17 protein-coding genes are annotated in these 17,034 nt (G+C 33.2%); 3 read left to right on the forward strand and 14 right to left on the reverse strand.

Annotated elements, in window-relative coordinates; translation table 11 throughout:
- The 5 genes from ACGH6P_RS02210 to nikA are packed head-to-tail and all read right to left on the reverse strand — an operon-like array spanning position 1 to position 5,004.
- Positions 1–780: an ABC transporter ATP-binding protein gene (locus ACGH6P_RS02210; protein WP_267359697.1), complete on the reverse strand. Its 780-nt coding sequence runs from the start codon at positions 778–780 to the stop codon at positions 1–3.
- Positions 781–1,647, reverse strand: a complete 867-nt coding sequence (locus tag ACGH6P_RS02215) for an ABC transporter ATP-binding protein (RefSeq protein ID WP_411596620.1) — start codon at positions 1,645–1,647, stop codon at positions 781–783. It abuts the gene before it with no gap.
- Positions 1,640–2,473, reverse strand: coding sequence for a nickel/cobalt ABC transporter permease (opp1C, locus tag ACGH6P_RS02220; protein WP_411596621.1), 834 nt, complete (start codon positions 2,471–2,473; stop codon positions 1,640–1,642). The genes ACGH6P_RS02215 and opp1C overlap by 8 nt, the downstream gene beginning before the upstream one ends.
- Entirely contained in the window at positions 2,470–3,414 is a 945-nt protein-coding gene (opp1B, locus tag ACGH6P_RS02225; RefSeq protein ID WP_411596622.1) for a nickel/cobalt ABC transporter permease, read from the reverse strand. The genes opp1C and opp1B overlap by 4 nt, the downstream gene beginning before the upstream one ends.
- 24 nt (positions 3,415–3,438) lie before the next feature.
- Complete coding sequence (nikA, locus tag ACGH6P_RS02230; protein WP_411596623.1) at positions 3,439–5,004, reverse strand: nickel ABC transporter substrate-binding protein; 1,566 nt, start codon at positions 5,002–5,004, stop codon at positions 3,439–3,441.
- Between the two features lie 296 nt (positions 5,005–5,300).
- Between nikA and ACGH6P_RS02235 the strand changes: the two genes are divergently transcribed.
- The gene (locus ACGH6P_RS02235; protein WP_411596624.1) at positions 5,301–6,623 is read left to right on the forward strand and encodes a DEAD/DEAH box helicase; all 1,323 of its coding nucleotides are present in this window, start codon (positions 5,301–5,303) and stop codon (positions 6,621–6,623) included.
- A gap of 14 nt (positions 6,624–6,637) precedes the next feature.
- Positions 6,638–6,976, forward strand: coding sequence for a YggL family protein (locus ACGH6P_RS02240; RefSeq protein ID WP_267351012.1), 339 nt, complete (start codon positions 6,638–6,640; stop codon positions 6,974–6,976).
- A gap of 86 nt (positions 6,977–7,062) precedes the next feature.
- Here ACGH6P_RS02240 and ACGH6P_RS02245 read toward each other — a convergent pair whose 3' ends face one another.
- The 5 genes from ACGH6P_RS02245 to ACGH6P_RS02265 all read right to left on the reverse strand — a co-directional run bounded on the left by ACGH6P_RS02245 (position 7,063) and on the right by ACGH6P_RS02265 (position 11,025).
- The gene (locus ACGH6P_RS02245; RefSeq protein WP_411596625.1) at positions 7,063–8,655 is read right to left on the reverse strand and encodes an ABC-F family ATPase; all 1,593 of its coding nucleotides are present in this window, start codon (positions 8,653–8,655) and stop codon (positions 7,063–7,065) included.
- A 118-nt stretch (positions 8,656–8,773) separates the two neighbouring features.
- Positions 8,774–9,493, reverse strand: coding sequence for a hypothetical protein (locus tag ACGH6P_RS02250; RefSeq protein ID WP_411596626.1), 720 nt, complete (start codon positions 9,491–9,493; stop codon positions 8,774–8,776).
- A gap of 161 nt (positions 9,494–9,654) precedes the next feature.
- On the reverse strand, positions 9,655–10,062 hold the full coding sequence (locus tag ACGH6P_RS02255; RefSeq protein ID WP_411596627.1) for a hypothetical protein: 408 nt from the start codon (positions 10,060–10,062) through the stop codon (positions 9,655–9,657).
- Between the two features lie 52 nt (positions 10,063–10,114).
- Entirely contained in the window at positions 10,115–10,576 is a 462-nt protein-coding gene (locus ACGH6P_RS02260; protein WP_411596628.1) for a hypothetical protein, read from the reverse strand.
- A 284-nt stretch (positions 10,577–10,860) separates the two neighbouring features.
- A complete protein-coding gene (locus tag ACGH6P_RS02265; RefSeq protein WP_411596629.1) occupies positions 10,861–11,025 on the reverse strand; it encodes a hypothetical protein in 165 nt (54 codons plus the stop codon).
- A gap of 1,078 nt (positions 11,026–12,103) precedes the next feature.
- Between ACGH6P_RS02265 and ACGH6P_RS02270 the strand changes: the two genes are divergently transcribed.
- Positions 12,104–12,961, forward strand: a complete 858-nt coding sequence (locus ACGH6P_RS02270) for a hypothetical protein (RefSeq protein WP_411596630.1) — start codon at positions 12,104–12,106, stop codon at positions 12,959–12,961.
- A gap of 354 nt (positions 12,962–13,315) precedes the next feature.
- On the opposite strand, the gene ACGH6P_RS02275 is transcribed toward ACGH6P_RS02270, so the two are convergent.
- From ACGH6P_RS02275 to ACGH6P_RS02290, 4 genes are all read right to left on the reverse strand, one after another.
- Positions 13,316–13,939 (reverse strand): hypothetical protein, encoded by a 624-nt coding sequence (locus ACGH6P_RS02275; protein WP_411596631.1) that lies wholly within the window; start codon positions 13,937–13,939, stop codon positions 13,316–13,318.
- Positions 13,940–14,643: 704 nt separating this feature from the next.
- Entirely contained in the window at positions 14,644–15,363 is a 720-nt protein-coding gene (locus ACGH6P_RS02280) for a hypothetical protein (protein WP_411596632.1), read from the reverse strand.
- 205 nt (positions 15,364–15,568) lie between these two features.
- On the reverse strand, positions 15,569–16,252 hold the full coding sequence (locus tag ACGH6P_RS02285; protein WP_411596633.1) for a toxin-antitoxin system YwqK family antitoxin: 684 nt from the start codon (positions 16,250–16,252) through the stop codon (positions 15,569–15,571).
- Positions 16,253–16,581: 329 nt separating this feature from the next.
- Positions 16,582–16,824, reverse strand: a complete 243-nt coding sequence (locus ACGH6P_RS02290; protein ID WP_411596634.1) for a hypothetical protein — start codon at positions 16,822–16,824, stop codon at positions 16,582–16,584.
- Between the last annotated feature and the right edge of the window lie 210 nt (positions 16,825–17,034).

The following is a 17,034-nucleotide window of genomic DNA, read 5'->3' on the forward strand; positions in this document are numbered from 1 at the left end:
TTAAAAACCTAATATAGAGTCAAGAAGCTGTTTGGAATAATCATGACGGACATTACTCAATTGGGCAATATCGTCAACCTGTTCTACAATTCTTCCTTGATAAAAAAACATCACTCGATTGCACAAATACGTAATCGTGGTTAAATCATGAGTAATAAAAATACTGGTTAAATTTAACTGTTTTTGTAAATCAGCCAATAACGATAAAATCTGCGTTTGAACAGAAATATCTAACGAACTGACTGCTTCATCAAACAAAATAAATTGCGGATGACAGGCAATCGCTCTGGCTATGCAAATTCGTTGCAATTGACCGCCACTCATTTCATGAGCAAACCGCTGACAGAATGAATGATCTAATCCAACTTGTTCCAATAATTGATCTATTCGTTTTTTTCGTGCTGTCGATGATAACTTTTCGTAAATATCAAGGGGTTCAGCAATAATATTAGCAGCCGTAAAATAAGGATTCACCGAAGCATTATAATCTTGAAATACAGCGCTAATATTGCGTCGCTGTGATGAGCATTTCCATGCTCGTTTCGCAATATCTTGCCCGTTAAATAGGATCTTACCCGTATCGGGTTTTTCTAAACCTAAAATAAGCTTTCCAAGAGTGCTTTTGCCACTGCCACTTTCACCAATAATACCCAGACATTCGCCCTGTTTTAACGAGAAAGAAACATCATTAATGACCTTGTTCTTCTTGCGACTAAACAGACCTTGATGAGGTTGTAAAAAGGATTTGCTTACCTGTTCAACTTGCAATAATGCAGACATTTAAGCACTCTCCAACGTCGGAATAAACATTTTAGGATAAACCACCGAATTAAATTTAGCTAATAACTGTTTGCGCGCGCTGATTAGATAACGGGTGTAATCATTTTCAGCATGGTAAAAGATATGATCTCGACAGCCTTGTTCAACAATTTTACCTTGTTGCATGACAACAATATGATCGGCAATATGATGAATCACGCCTAAATCGTGTGAAATAAAAATCATGGCGGTAGTTGATTGCTGCTTGATTTGTTCAAACATTTTCAAAATATGGAACTGACTAATCGAATCTAAAGCGGTTGTCGGTTCATCAGCAATGATCAATTCGGGTTTTAGCATTAATGCAATACCGATCATGATTCTTTGTAACATTCCACCACTCAATTGATGAGGATACTTATTATAAATCTGTTTGGGATCATTTAAACCGATTTCTTTAATCATGGTTAGTGTTTTGGCAACGGCATCTTTTTTGCTTAAGGGAAGGTGTGCTTGTAATGTTTCGATGACTTGTTTGCCTATACGATAAAGCGGATCGAAAGCACTCATTGGATGCTGTAAAATGATCGCGATAGTGTTACCCCGAATCTGACGCAGTGTGTCAGCTGATTGGGTTAAAAGATCGCCTTTCACTTGTCGATTCAACTGGGGTTGTCTAGGATTAAAAAGAATTTGACCTTCGACTTTAAAATAGGGTTCTAATAACCCCATGATCGCTTTACTGGTTAAACTTTTACCACTACCACTTTCGCCGACAATGCCTACGCATTGGTGATGTTCAACATTAAACGAAATGTTATCCAATAAAGTTTGACCATTATCAAGGTTAACCGTGAGATTTTTAACCTCTAACAGGGGGTTACACATGTGTTTTTTCCTTCGGATCTAAAATATCTCGCAAACAGTCACCTAATAGATTAAAAGCCGCCACGACGACTAAAATAGCTATCCCCGGATAGACCATTTGCATTGGATGTTGAATCATTACATTCTTGGCTTCACTAAGCATTAATCCCCATTCGGCAGTTGGTGCTTGCACGCCCAATCCAATAAAAGAGAGCGCCGAAATATTCAAAATGACCCAGCCTGTATCGAGCGTGGCTAACACCACTAATTCCGACATAATATTGGGTAACAAATGACGGCGAATAATAAAGCTGTGTGGTGCACCAATGGCACGTGAAAATAAAATATAATTTTTTCGACTGTATTTAATCACTGAACTGCGGATCATTCGGCTGTACCATGCCCATTTCACCACGATATTAGCAATAATCACGTTTTCAATCCCCACACCTAGCACTCCGACAATCGCTAAAATCATGACTTGACTAGGGAAGGAGAGCATAATATCGCAAAGGCGCATAATAACTTCATCAAGTTTGCCTCGTTGGTAACCTGAAATTAGCCCGATGATTGAACCGACGATAATGGTAATTGTCATGGTTAGTAAGGATAAAAAGAGGGTCGAACGGATTCCATAAAGTAAACGAGAAAAGATATCTCGACCTAAATGATCACAGCCTAGCCAATGTTCAGCTGAGATACTGGCATATTTGCGGACAATACGAACTTTATTTGGATCAAATGGGGCAATATAGGGCGCAAAAATACCCAATAGAATGATGATGGTGATAATCATCAAACAGCATAATGCCATTTTATTTTTCATCAACTGTCTTGCTAAACTCATGCTAAATCCCCACTATTTTGTAATCGAGGATCCAGCCATTGATGCACCACATCAACAATAAAATTACACACGACAAATAAAATCGCCATAACTAAAATATAAGCTTGAATAACAGGATAGTCTCGATTCATGATAGCGGCTATACATAAGCGCCCAAGTCCCGGCCATGAAAAGATATATTCCACAACAAACGAACCGGCAATCAATTGTGGAATTGTCATACCCAGTGCGGTAATGGTGGTATGTAATGAATTAACTAAGACATGTTTTAAAATAATCGCCCGTTCCTTTAATCCTCGACTACGTGCATAAAATACAAAGTAATTCTGCATATTTTCCAGCATATTATTACGAATAAAGCGAATATAAGTAGCAATATAAACAAAAGATAAAGTTATTGTTGGTAGAATAAGATTTTGCCATGGGCCATAACCATTTGTTGGTAACAGATCTAAATAATTAGCAAAAAACCAAATACACAGCAAACCAAGCCAATAACTAGGCATGGCGGTACCAATAAAAATGAGGATTCGAACAACATGATCGAAGACTGAGTTAGCAAAAATAGCACATAACACGCCTAGCACTAAGCTAACGAATAAAGTAAGAACAAATGATGACACAGCCAAAAGTAAAGTTGGGGTTAAACAACGAATCATTTCATCCCAAACTAATCGATCCCGATGAACAAATGAACGTCCAAAATCCAGATGAAAAGCATGATATAACCAACTAAAATATCGAGACCAAAAGGGCTCATTTAATCCCAACTCTTGGCGCATACTTTCGATGGCTACAGGCGTTGGCATAATCTCATTTAAGCGTAAAGCAACTTCAGCAGGATCAGAAGGGGCAAGGTTGATCAGCAAAAAAGCAATGAACGAGATACCGATCAAAATCGGTATCATCATCAATAAACGTTTAAAAATATAATGTAACATTATGACTAACTAACTATAACGCAATTAATAGTGCATTTTCTCAAAAGGAATATCAAATTGTGATGGAGCAAACTCAATGCCTTTAAGAGATTTAATAGCAATAGCTCGATTGCGTTCATAAGTTAAAGGAATATAGACCGCTTGTTTATGCAATGTTTCAAGCACATAACGATATAGGGCTTGGCGTTCTTGCTCGTCTGTTGAAATCAATGCTTTGCTAATGCTGGCATCAATTTGAGGCTTTTCTTTTAAGCCTTGTTGTGCCATATAATCCCCATATACTGGTAATTTCATACCGGATAAAAAGGATTGCGGATCATAAGGCGTACCCCAAGAAATATCGAATACCATATCAAAATCACCCGCTTTTTGGCGGTCACGATAGCCTTGTTCTTCTTCACCATGAATATTCAGTTTTAATCCAACTTGTTCAAATTCATCTTGCATATATTGGGCGATAGTTTTTTGTGAAGCAGTATTACTATCATAATACAGTGTGATTTCAAACGGTTTGCCGTCTTTTTGGCGATATTGTTGACCGTTTGCTTTTGTCCAACCTGCTTTATCCAAAAGTCGTTGTGCTAATTTAGTATCGTATTGATAAGGTTTTAATCCAATATTGGCATAAGGGATATTAGTCGCCATTAGGGTATCAGCCGGTGCTTCACTGTGATTAAAAATTCCTTCTGAAATATCATTTTGATTAATAATATGCTCAATTGCCTGACGCACATTAACATCACTCAATGCCGGGCGAGTCGTATTCATCAACACGATACGGCTTGAAACAGGTTTAGACATCAATGTCTGAAACTTATCCATTTTCGAAAAACGCTCGAAAGAATCGGCATCTACCATATTTTTGCCATAAATCAGATCGATTTCACCTTTTTCAAGTGCCATCAAACGGCTTTGATTATCCGCAATCACCTTCATGGTGACGGTTTTAAGTTGCGGTTTATTTCCCCAATAAGTGGGATTGGCTGTAAAAATGGCATACTGATCTTTTTTATGATCACTTAACACATAAGGCCCCGTACCAATATAAGAATTAACGCCATTTTTGGTTTCACCATTTTTCATGGCATTAGGCGATATAAAACGCATAGGGCGGGTGACGGCAATTTCAATCAAAAATGGATAGTAAGGTTCAGACAGATTGACTTGTAGGGTATAATCATCAAGCGCTTTAATATCGGTAATTAAACGCACCATTTCAAGCCAAGTATGACGATCTTTATTTGAAAGTACGGCATCCCAATTTAATTTAGCGCTATGCGCATCGAATTTAGTACCGTCGCTAAATGTCACATCTTGTCGAAGTTTGAACGTATAGGTTTTTCCTTCATTACTGATTGTCCAGCTTTCCGCAAGCCAAGGTGAAAAAGAGCCATCTTCGTTATAATGGACTAAAGATTCATACAGCATATTTTGAGCCCACATCTCACCAGAATAGAGGTGAGGGTTAAGATCACGAATATCGCGAAAGTTAGCAAAAGTGATATCATCTTTAGCGAAACAATTAAGGCTAGCTGAGGTTAATGCGAAAACCATTAACCATTTTTTGGTGCGGTTGAAATGTACTATCATGGGCAATCCGTTATGCAAAAGTTTTTAAAAAAAAATCATTGATGGAAATAGTGTCAAAAATGTCGTAAATACAACGATTTTTAGCGCAAGAATAGTAGCACAGATGCAAATGATAATAAATATCATCTAGTCTATTTTTTAGCAAAAAACTTACGAAATTTTGTTAAAACAAATCTTAACAGAACGATTTCATCGCAATCTGATTAACAGGGATAATAAATAATCAAACAAAAGTAATAGAATTGCTTTATAATAACTAACGAAAATTTAATTTTTGTTTATTTAGGAAACATTTCATGTCATTTGACTCTCTTGGTTTAGATGCCAAGATTTTAAAAGCACTACAAGAACAACACTACACTCAGCCTACCCCCATTCAACAGCAAGCCATTCCGGTAATCTTATCGGGAAAAGACCTTATGGCAAGTGCACAAACGGGCACTGGTAAAACGGCAGGGTTTGGTTTGCCAATTTTGCAAAAGCTGATTGAACAACAAGCCAAAACGGCAAATCGCCCCGAAACAAAAAAGAAGAAACGCCCCCTTTATGCGTTAATTTTAGCGCCAACTCGTGAACTTGCTGCGCAAATTGGTGAAAACATCCGTGATTACAGCCGTCATTTAGCAATTCGTTCATTAGTTGTTTTTGGTGGCGTAAGCATTAATCCTCAAATGATGAAGTTGCGTGGTGGTGTGGATATTCTGATCGCGACACCCGGACGGTTACTCGATTTAGTCCACCAAAATGCTGTTGATCTTGCAACGGTTAAAGTGCTGGTTTTAGACGAAGCCGATCGCATGTTAGATATGGGTTTTATTCATGATATACGGCGAGTGATAGCAAAATTACCTAAAAAACGTCAAAATTTAATGTTTTCAGCAACGTTTTCAGATGAGATAAAAACACTGGCGGAAACGATTTTACATTCCCCTGAAACGGTTGCTGTTGCCAGAACCAACAGTACATCAACACAAATTACCCAATATGTTCATCGAGTAGATAAACGTCGTAAACGGGAATTACTATCGTACTTAATTGGTAAAAACCAATGGCAACAAGTACTAATTTTTACTCGCACTAAGTACGGCGCTAACCATTTAGCTGAGCAACTCACTAAAGACGGGATTAAAGCTTCAGCTATTCATGGTAACAAAAGCCAAGGCGCCCGCACCAAAGCCTTAGCCGATTTTAAAACCGGACAAATTCGGGCACTAGTCGCCACCGACATTGCAGCCAGAGGATTGGATATTGAACTATTGCCTTATGTGGTTAATTATGAATTACCGCAGGTTGCTGAAGATTACGTGCATCGAATTGGTCGAACAGGGCGAGCGCAAAATCAAGGGCAGGCGATTTCATTAGTCTGTGTTGACGAACTGCCACAATTAAAAGCCATTGAAAAGTTAATCAAAAAACCAATACCCGAAATCCATACCGATGGTTTTGCCGTTGACCCAACCATTAAAGCTGAGCCGAAAACAAAATCTTCACCTAAAAAACGGCTATCGAAAAACGATCACAACACGCAAAATCGGTCTAATCAACCCAATAAGCGTGGTGGTGTTAACCGAACAAAAAAACACGCTAACACAAATAACAAACAGAGTCATACTCATTAAAATAGAAGGATATTATCATGGTAAATCGCAGTCGACGTTTACGTAAAAAATTACATATTGAAGAGTTTAAAGAATTAGGTTTTACTGTCAGTTGGTCTTTTGACGAAGGGACAAGTGAAGAAACCTTAGATAACATTGTTGATCAATTCATTCTCGAAGCTATCCAACCAAATGGCCTAGCATATGAAGGCAGTGGCTATCTAAACTGGAAAGGCATTGTCTGTACTCAAAAACTCGGCAATTGTACCGAAGCGCATCGTGACATTGTGACAAAATGGTTGGAAAGTCATGGTTTAAAAAATATCAAAGTCAGCCCGTTAATCGATATTTGGTGGGATGAATTAGATTTCTAATCGATTTTAAACCATATTTGATTAAGTTAGCTTGATAATTCAATAGCCACAATTGTGGCTATTTGTTTGCAATTCATTTAACTAAATTATTCGATTCCTTGACTACGTAAATAATCTTCATAATTACCGGTATAATCAATTACTTTTTCTGGCGTAATTTCGACAATACGAGTCGCTAGTGAACTGACAAACTCACGGTCATGTGAAACAAAGAATAGGGTACCTTGATAAAGTTCAAGCGCCATATTGAGCGACTCGATCGATTCCATATCAAAATGGTTAGTCGGTTCGTCCATGACAATGATATTCGGTTTTTGCATCATTAATTTACCAAATAACATCCGTCCTTTTTCACCCCCCGACAGTACTTTAACTTTCTTCTTAATATCATCTTGCGAAAATAATAAGCGTCCTAAAACACTTCGTACTGCTTGTTCATTATCAGTAGGTTGCTTCCATTGGCTCATCCAGTCGAATACGGTTAACTCATCATCAAATTCATATTCATGATCTTGAGCATAATAACCGATATTGGCATTTTCTGACCATTTAATCTCGCCTTGCTCAGGCGTTAGTTCTCCCATTAAGGTTTTAATTAAAGTGGTTTTACCAATCCCATTGGTACCTAAAATGGCGACCTTCTCGCCGACTTCAACCATTAAATTAAGATTATTAAACAAAGGACCATTATCAAAGCCTTTGGTCAAATTCTCAACGACTAAGGCATTACGGAACAATTTTTTATCTTGCTCAAAGCGTATAAATGGATTTTGACGGCTAGATGCTTTCACTTCCTCCAGTTTAATTTTCTCAATTTGTCTGGCTCGAGATGTCGCTTGTTTAGACTTCGATGCATTGGCACTAAAACGACTAACAAAAGATTGCAGTTCACTGATTTGCGCTTTCTTCTTAGCGTTATCCGCTAATAAACGCTCTCGGGCTTGTGTTGATGCCGTCATATAATCATCGTAATTACCCGGATAAATACGCAATTCACCATAATCAAGATCTGCCATATGGGTACAAACCATATTTAAAAAATGGCGATCATGCGAAATAATAATCATGGTACTTTCACGCTCATTAAGCGTATCTTCTAACCAACGGATGGTATCGATATCCAAGTTATTGGTTGGCTCGTCCAGTAATAAAATATCGGGATTCGAAAAGAGCGCTTGGGCTAATAATACACGTAGCTTCCAACCGGGGGCAATTTCACTCATTAGACCATAATGCTGTTCAATGGGAATGCCGACCCCTAACAATAGTTCGCCAGCACGAGACTCGGCACTATAACCATCCATTTCGGCGTATTGGGTTTCTAAATCAGCCACTTTAAAACCATCTTCTTCACTCATTTCCGGTAAAGAATAGATCCGATCACGTTCTTGCTTGATTTCCCACAACTCAGTATGCCCCATAATCACCGTATCTAACACGGTAAAGGATTCAAAAGCGAACTGATCTTGACGTAATTTACCTAATCTTTCATGAGGATCTAACGCCACATTACCCGAAGTTGGCACCAAATCGCCACCAATGATTTTCATAAACGTTGACTTACCGCTACCATTGGCGCCAATAAGCCCATAACGATTGCCGTTCCCAAATTTAACCGAAATATTTTCAAATAGCGGTTTACTACCAAATTGCATGGTGATGTTATTTGTACTTAACACTGATCTCTACTCTCTAAATGATTAACGCTTTAACTTGATGCTTTTAATACCTTATAAGTTAAAGTTAAAAAATGTGATTTAACGCACATTATGCCATAGTTTAAACCTTTTGAGGATCCTAATAGTATTGAAGTGAGTCTATAAGGGCTGTAGGATAATTATGAACTTCAATGATCTTATTATCCATAAAGTTAGGTGATTGAAAATAATATCTTTTATCCTTAATAAACAGGTTAAAGATAAAATTGCCTTGGGTTTGTTCTTTTGCTAATCCTTGATAGGCGCAAAGACTGACGTCGTTTTTTAGGTATAACGGTAAATCGTAATCAAGCGTATTAAGTTTAATCTTAGTATCATGAATAGTAAGTGTTAAATAAGTCGAACTATAATGACCATTAAAATCTTTTAAGGTCGTTGGTTGATATTGCAAAATAGTATTAATTGCTGATTGATAATGTTGTTTGTATCGTTCTTCTAACTCAGGATGTTGTTCGACTAATGCTTCGGTGACAAAGTCCCCTAGAAAGTATCGGGAATGTTTAGGATCTCGGTAAGAATATAGTTGTGATTGTTCAGTGTGCTTATCGGTAAGTAAAAACCATGATTGCGAACCTAACAGGATATCATAAAGTTTATTATTTTTGGTTAATTCAGCTTTAATATAGATACCATCAAGGGTAAAACCATAATAATGTTCAAAATTAACATCATCGGGTAAATATTCTTCGTGCTTATTTTGCGTAATCTCTAGAATATCGTTTGCACTTAAATGCCAATCTAAACACATTTGGTAATAAATGAGATTTCGAAATTTTAAATCATGACATGACTTAGTCATATTGGTTATCTCATCTTGTGCTTGGCACGAGAAGGTTATTAATAGGCTTGTTATTAGTATTAAAATTTTATTCATTATTTCCAATCTACATTGTTATTTTTTATCATGCTTTTATATTAAGATTAATCTATTGATTGGACTAATATCCAAGCATTGAATTATTATTTAGGTATAGTTGAAAGTTCTTTTAACTCAACTTCGTACAAATCATCAAAGTTGTATATTTTTTTCGAGATGATTTTATTTTTTTCATATTGCGTAATGATTTTGTAGTCTTTTCCAAACTCGTCGGGGTGGTAATACGCCGTTTCGATCAATTCGCCTTTTTCATTATATTTGTTCCATAATCCAACTTGGATTCCTGTTCCATTATAAATCCCTTGGCAACCTGATAATTTTAATGTTCCTTTTGGAAAGTATTCTTTTATCGGTTTTTGACATAAGGCTTTGTCATTGGATAAAGTTTGACTAAAATCGCGTTTATTTTCGTCAGCCAAACTTGAATTACATGAACATGAAATGAATACTATTGCGACTAGTAAATATAAATTTTTTTTGAAATTACTCATCTTTTAAATTTTCCATGTTTTTTAGCTGTTTATCTTCTTTCGAACTTAAACTTTATTTGCCATTAATTTCGACTTGTTCATGACTTATCCATTGATTACCTTTCCACTCTCCGTCACACTTTTGCACCCCAGACCAGACAACTTTTGATTTTTTGATATCGATAATGACACATTGATAGTTTTCGTGTAGCCATCGCTCATTGTCTGATATTTCAACATAACCTTTGATAATCGCATCCATTTTAACATAATGTTTATTTTCAGATATTTTAATATTTATTGAGTCAATACCGGTATATTGGTCATCATCATCATATCCTTTGATTTTAGATGTAACCCCATTTTTAATTAATCTTGGATCTGAATAAAGATTGAATTCTTCATTATAAGTTAATAAGATTAATTCTATTTGATCGGTAATTTTTAGTTTATTCGCAATAGGGACAGGTTTTATAGTTGTACCCACACAGGAAAGGCTAAAAATAAGTAATGTTATATATAATAAATATTTCATCAATCTTTTCGTTGCGTTTATCACATCTTATGGCAAGAGTATACCTTATTTCAGGTAATATTGAATTGTTTATTTTTCATTTAATGTGGATTTTTAATCAATCAATTACTCTGAATAATAACAATTTTTGTGAATACATTTTTTTATTATCCCGCATTTTACGCACTGCAATCCATAGTATAAAAATCTAGAATTGTTAAATACCATTTATTATCTAATTGAGTTAGATAAAATATGAACATATTTTTTTCATCCCTTGGTAATATACCTGGAAAGTTTTCTATCTAAACAACTTTCACTGTTTTAGGGGCTATTTTATCGGCAATAGCTTGATACTCCTGCCAAACTGGTCTTTTTTCAAATTGATAGTGTTTTAATTCCCAATGATAATAATCAAGCGCTATTTTTAAAGCCTCAATATTACTTTCTTTTTGAAAAAAGATTTGCAAATATCTTTAAACCTCCTAAAAAAATAGATAAATGCTTTCTATTCTATCAACAAAAGAAGAACACCAAACATTCACTAGGCATGGAGGAAGAAATTTCCTTATGGTATTATTAAGCCATCATTTAAAGAAGTTGGAAATTTCGCAAGAGAATTATATAAAAATTAACCAGAAAATTAAAAAGTTTAGAACTATGAAGATAAAATATAGAATTGTTAAAAATTTTAATAAAGAAGAACAAAGTAAATTAGAAAAATTATGAATTAATGTAGGAAAAGGGTGGGATTTATTTGAAATCGAGGAAAATAATCAAAATTTTGAACCAATAAAAAATATGTTGAATAAGGATTGGGATAATGTTGCTCAAAAGAAAGTTTATTTTTCAGAAAAAGATAGATCATTAGCCCCGTATTTAAATATATATGCAAATAAAATGTTGGGATATGCAAAACCAGATGACGAATCTATTGTAGATGAATACGAATAACCATTTGATATATACCATTATTACAATGGTGTCTTTGAAATAATTAATACTGACAAACAATTTGGAATATTAAGAGGAAATCAAATCGGCTATTATTCTTTAGAAAATGAACCTAATTGGAGAGGAAATGAAATTGCATCGGCAAACAACATTGAAGATGCTTTTTTTGTAAAACCCGAAGTTTTTGAAAAAATATTTAGACCTTTAAATATTAAATCTTTGCCAGTTATCAATTATAAAACTCAAACAAAATTAGAAAATGTTGTACAAATAGTTCAACAAGGGATTAGTAAATCTCATTTAATTATTAATAAAACTCAAATCAAAGAAAAAACACATATTGTAAATTGGGATATTGATAAATATGTATTAAGAAATGATTCTTATTATCCATCTTTTGATTCTTCACCCGGTGAATTTGTTTTTTTTATACGCATGAGTATTTTGGTACAGGAGGATTAACTCAAAGAAATACAATAATTTCAAAAAAACTTTATAACATATTAAAAATTAACAATATTAAAGGTTTAAATTATTATCCTATGAAAGGATAATAGAAAAAGTATAAAAAATTAATAAATAGATTTAATCAATATGAAAATAAAATATCGATTTTTCAAAAATTTTTCCTTAAAAGAAGTTTCTAAATTAAAAAATATAAATATTTATGTCGATGTGGGATGTGATGCTTTTATATTCTATGAAAATGACGAAATGAACGAGCAACTTCAATCCATATTCGGAAGCAACTATAAAAACTATGTTTCTGTTGTCAAAACAGAATTTTCAGAAAACGAAAGAATTAATGCCGATTATTTATCAATTGAGTCTAGTAAAATATTGGGATATCCTCAACCAGAAGACTTAGATGGAAATGATGAATTGGAAAAATTTCCTTTTAATGTTTTTCCTTATTTAAAGGACGTATTTGAAATAACAAAAAGAAGTGAAAATTTTGGAATTATTAGAGGAAAGCAAATTGGAAGTATCTCATTATTAAGCGAACCTAAATGGAATAAAAAAGGTATAGGAACAATATATTGGCTTGAAGATACATTTTTTACTACACCTTCAATTTATGAAAATATATTTAAACCACTAAATATACAAAGCAAAAGTGTAATTGGGTATGGTAATCAAAAACCTCTAGTTACAGTAGTTCAATTGTTACCACAAGGAATATCCTCATCTAAATTAAATATAAATGATAATAATATAGATGAGAAAACACATATCCCAGAGTGGGAAATTACTAGGTTTCATTTAAACAATAAAGGATTTTTTCCGTCTTTTGAAAATCATCCTGGAAATTTTGATTTTTTTGTATCTCAAGAAAATTTTGGTTCCGGTCATGCCAATTATAAAGAAGTCTTTGTATCGCAAAAGCTATATCAACTTTTAAAAAATAATAATATAAAAGGATTAGATTATTACCCAATAAAGAAATGGTAAGCGGAAAATTTATGTTGTTAGGGAGGAGTAACGGATAAAACAGCGAAAAGTTATATTGATAATGCTGTAAAATATGCCAACGCAAAACTAAACGGAACAGAACTTTCAAAAGAAATCTTCCTTCAAGTTCAAAATATGAAAGGCGTTTTTCAAAAAGTATTAGACTATGCCAAAAAGAAAACGTGACTATTATTTTTTTGCTAGTTTAGCTTTTAAGTAAAATATTTTCAGACTTAAAAGCATAGCAATGAATAAGAACAACATTATCCAGTAAACATTCTTGTGGTTGTTTTGATGATGTGTTTCTCATTTAATTCATTACATGGATTAGAAATATGTGATATCTCTTTCCTCTTATTCTTTCCAAACAAATTTTTCACCCGATTGTTTTTTATGTAAACACTCTTTAGTAGTATATTGTTGTGGACAGGCAAAGCAGTCTTTTGTATTTTCATTGGCCAAATCTAAATCATCAGGGATTTTTATAATGCCATTTATTGGTTTTATTTTTTGACTTAAGCAGATCAAGCTTGCATTTGCAGAATCATAATCATCTTTTGCTATTTCAAATGTAAAAAGGATACGATCCCGACCAGTTTGTTTGAAGATTTCTAATTTGTTATTTCTTTCTCGAATAAATAGTTGATAGGCGCTTACGCCTATTGTGTTTTGTATTTCGATAATGACATAATCCAATTTATTCATCAAAGAGATTTCAAAAACTCTTTCATAGCTATTCTGGTAATTTAAAAAAACGTCGGATTGCAAAATTGTTTTATGAGAAAAAATATCAAAAGTATCCAAAATATAAGTACTTTCGAAATTATTTTCTATAATGGGTGACATTGCTTTAGCCGTTTCATGTATATTCTTTTTTTCATTAAAGAAACTAACTTCCACATTTTCTTGATTTAATTGTTTATTACTACAACTACATAGCAATACTATAATAAAAAAGTAACTTATTTTATTTTTCATTACGTTATCTATCTTGTCGATTAGAACTTTGTTTATCATATTTTATAAATTCTTTGATCCATTTGGTATTTTTTCTTTATTCAATATGATTAAGTCCACCATTAATTTGTTTAGTAACAGATTCAACATCTGAATCTGTTAAACCTTTATCCATCACCTTTAATGTTTGTTTTATATAAATTATAGAATATTTATCCTGCTGAGTTAAACGAATGATATAAATCCTTGGAGAAATCTACTTCATCTTTATAATTTGTAGGACTTTTGTTTGATCTTCGAAGGTACTTCTAAATTGGGTTTTTCCATATAGAGTTGAGCAAGAAAGTTTATTTTTCTTTTTACATCTTTTAATATCAAATTTATCAATCAATAAAGATTAATTTTGAATGATTATTTTTTTAATTTACTAATTTATATCGGTTTGCTTACCACCGTTCTTACTAATAAGGTGATAAGTAAAATCACCGGTTGTTTCATACGCTCTCGTTACTTCAATTCATCAATTTCTTTATCCACAAATTTGCGTTCGACAAGCTCACCGTCTTTATAGGTTTCTGTGTATAAAAGTTTGCCTTTTTTGCGTACATTGATATTAGAGATTTCTCGAAAATTAGAAATAGATAAATGATTATTATATGGGGTTTGTATTTTATCTCTATTTTGTTATTTAGTTAAACTAATACAATCCGCATAATCACTCATTTTTATTCAGGAACAAAATTATTGATATTATAAAAGACGATATGATAGCCATTACCTATGTTTAACGTTATTTTTTTATAGGTAAATTCAACAAACAGGCTTTGTAATGAGTGAAAATCACGCTCTTTCTTAGATAAAAATTGTGTTGCATATTCAATATATTCAGGGCAACAATCCTTATATTTTTCTGGGTTATCGATTATTTCATTCTGATAGAACTGTTTTTGAACCAAATAAGACTCTTTTCGGATCTCATCAAAATATTTTTCTTGGCAAATGGCTTCTAGCTGTAATGTGGTTTTAATCGCAGTTAATAAAATAAATTTACCTTTATTGTTATGCAACAGTATATCTTCTTTAAAAGAAAATGGTAAAAATTCAATAGTTCGTATACCATCAATCAAGTCTTGAGAAACCCCATATTCTATTTCACCAGTTAATAGAAAATCTTGATCCTTATTATCTATAAATTCAATTTGCAGATCATCTATACCCAGATACAGCTTTTTAATGATAAAAAGCGTCTTCCCTTTTTGTACCAGTGAAAAATCTTCTTGGTTTAATCCTTTTAATGTTAATTTTTTATTGCCTAACTGGATTAAAACAGGATCATGGTCTAACGCAATGACTTTGCTATAGTTTATGTTTGTTTTTTCCTCTTTATGCGCATAACCACAAGAAGTCAAAAAGCTAATGAGTAAAAGTATAGCTATCGTTTTCATGATTTTCCTAATTGAATAGTAGTATGTATAAAATCTATATTAAATCCTCAATGTTCATGATCATAATGATTTTGAACACCTGAGCTTACACCAGCAAACTCTGCCAAACTTGTCGCATAGTTAGATCTGAATCCATATTCAAAAGTAATTTGGTAAATAGTCGCATTTTTATTTCAATCAAAATTTTCTATTTTTCAATTATTTATTATTTAGGAATGGTTAAAAGCTCTTTTAACTCAGTCTCATATAAATCATCAAAATTGTAAATTTTCTTTGAAACAACTTTTCCATTCTTATATTGAGTTACGATTTTATAGTCTTTGCCTAATTCATCAGGATGATAATAGGTGGTTTCGATTAAATCGCCTTTTTCATCGTATGTTTTCCATAATCCTACAGGTATTGTGGTAGCATTATACATATCCATAAACCCTTCATATTGCTTAACGCCATTTTCAAAGTAAATAGTAGTGAGTTTGGGTAATTCTAAAGAGTCAGTAACTATTGTTTCTATAAGATTTATTTGTCCATTAGGATAATAAATAACATATAATACATCTCCTTTTTTAACTTCATCTCTTACATAGCGGATGAATTTTAGTTTTCCATTTGGGTAAAATCCTTGAGCAGAAATGCCGTCTGGTTTATATGATGACATATAATACACAGATTCTAATTGACCGCCTTTAGTATAGTAAGTTTTTATATAATCCGCTGCTTTATTGCCATTGATATAATATTCATATCGTAGAAAACCCTCCGGAGTATTGGATTCTTTAATTCGTACTGAATGTGACGGGGTAACTTCGGAAATCTTTTTTTCTTCAATGCGTTGAACACATGCCAAAATGCCAACAAAAAAAATAGACACTATTAGTAATTTTTTCATTTTATTCTTAAAAATGTTTATTAATGTTGATTTCTAACCCTTGAGCAAGTTGCTATGCTACTAAGTCCATATTGTCGTAAATACTTTTTGCATCTTTAGGGTGTGTAATATAATCAAGCTTGATTAAAACTTTATATTTCGTTTGATTTTTTCCCCAAAGAACTCCTACATTATTTCTAGCATCAGGGTGTTTCTTTCCTATATTGACAACAGTATAACAACTAAAAATATTAAGTTGTTATGTTTATTTTTTTATTTATTGTTTACTTACCACCGTTAATATTTATGAGGGTGATAAGCATAATAATCGTTTGTTTACTACACAATCTTTAATTCAATTCATCAATTTCTTTATCCACAAATTTGCGTTCGATAAGTTCACCGTCTTTATAGGTTTCTGTGTACAAAAGTTTGCCTTTTTTAGCAGAAGATAGATCAGCAGATCCATCTGGCTTCTCTTGGTAATCTAATTTATAAAATTTCCAAATTCCAATTGGTAACCCTTTATGGTAATTTGCTTCAAGATAAGTATAACGGTGAGAATAAGTATAATAACCTTTCGGCTTCTTCAACACCATAAAAACGGTAGGATCATCCTGACAAATAAGAATTTTGGTAAAAATTTAATTACTAGTAATAGTATGATTACAATCTTTAATAATTTCATAGTGTCATCCATTTATAATCTTCTTGGATAGATTGAATTTTGCCTTCAACTGTCACCGGACTGTATCTTTATAGCGGAATAGGGTAACAAACCTTTCTTTGTTTTATCACTATTT

Origin of the sequence: Gilliamella sp. CG25, assembly GCF_046635705.1 — a bacterium.
Classification (GTDB): domain Bacteria; phylum Pseudomonadota; class Gammaproteobacteria; order Enterobacterales; family Orbaceae; genus Gilliamella; species Gilliamella apicola_I.

Excerpts from the sequence above, each read along its gene's own strand:
- ACGH6P_RS02235 (WP_411596624.1), top strand. The coding sequence starts at position 5,301 with ATGTCATTTGACTCTCTTGGTTTAGATGCCAAGATTTTAAAAGCACTA.
- ACGH6P_RS02215 (WP_411596620.1), bottom strand. The coding sequence starts at position 1,647 with ATGTGTAACCCCCTGTTAGAGGTTAAAAATCTCACGGTTAACCTTGAT.
- nikA (WP_411596623.1), bottom strand. The coding sequence starts at position 5,004 with ATGATAGTACATTTCAACCGCACCAAAAAATGGTTAATGGTTTTCGCA.
- ACGH6P_RS02255 (WP_411596627.1), bottom strand. The coding sequence starts at position 10,062 with ATGAGTAATTTCAAAAAAAATTTATATTTACTAGTCGCAATAGTATTC.
- ACGH6P_RS02250 (WP_411596626.1), bottom strand. The coding sequence starts at position 9,493 with ATGACTAAGTCATGTCATGATTTAAAATTTCGAAATCTCATTTATTAC.
- ACGH6P_RS02260 (WP_411596628.1), bottom strand. The coding sequence starts at position 10,576 with ATGAAATATTTATTATATATAACATTACTTATTTTTAGCCTTTCCTGT.
- ACGH6P_RS02280 (WP_411596632.1), bottom strand. The coding sequence starts at position 15,363 with ATGAAAACGATAGCTATACTTTTACTCATTAGCTTTTTGACTTCTTGT.
- ACGH6P_RS02210 (WP_267359697.1), bottom strand. The coding sequence starts at position 780 with ATGTCTGCATTATTGCAAGTTGAACAGGTAAGCAAATCCTTTTTACAA.
- opp1B (WP_411596622.1), bottom strand. The coding sequence starts at position 3,414 with ATGTTACATTATATTTTTAAACGTTTATTGATGATGATACCGATTTTG.
- ACGH6P_RS02275 (WP_411596631.1), bottom strand. The coding sequence starts at position 13,939 with ATGAAAAATAAAATAAGTTACTTTTTTATTATAGTATTGCTATGTAGT.
- ACGH6P_RS02285 (WP_411596633.1), bottom strand. The coding sequence starts at position 16,252 with ATGAAAAAATTACTAATAGTGTCTATTTTTTTTGTTGGCATTTTGGCA.
- opp1C (WP_411596621.1), bottom strand. The coding sequence starts at position 2,473 with ATGAGTTTAGCAAGACAGTTGATGAAAAATAAAATGGCATTATGCTGT.
- ACGH6P_RS02270 (WP_411596630.1), top strand. The coding sequence starts at position 12,104 with ATGAAAATAAAATATCGATTTTTCAAAAATTTTTCCTTAAAAGAAGTT.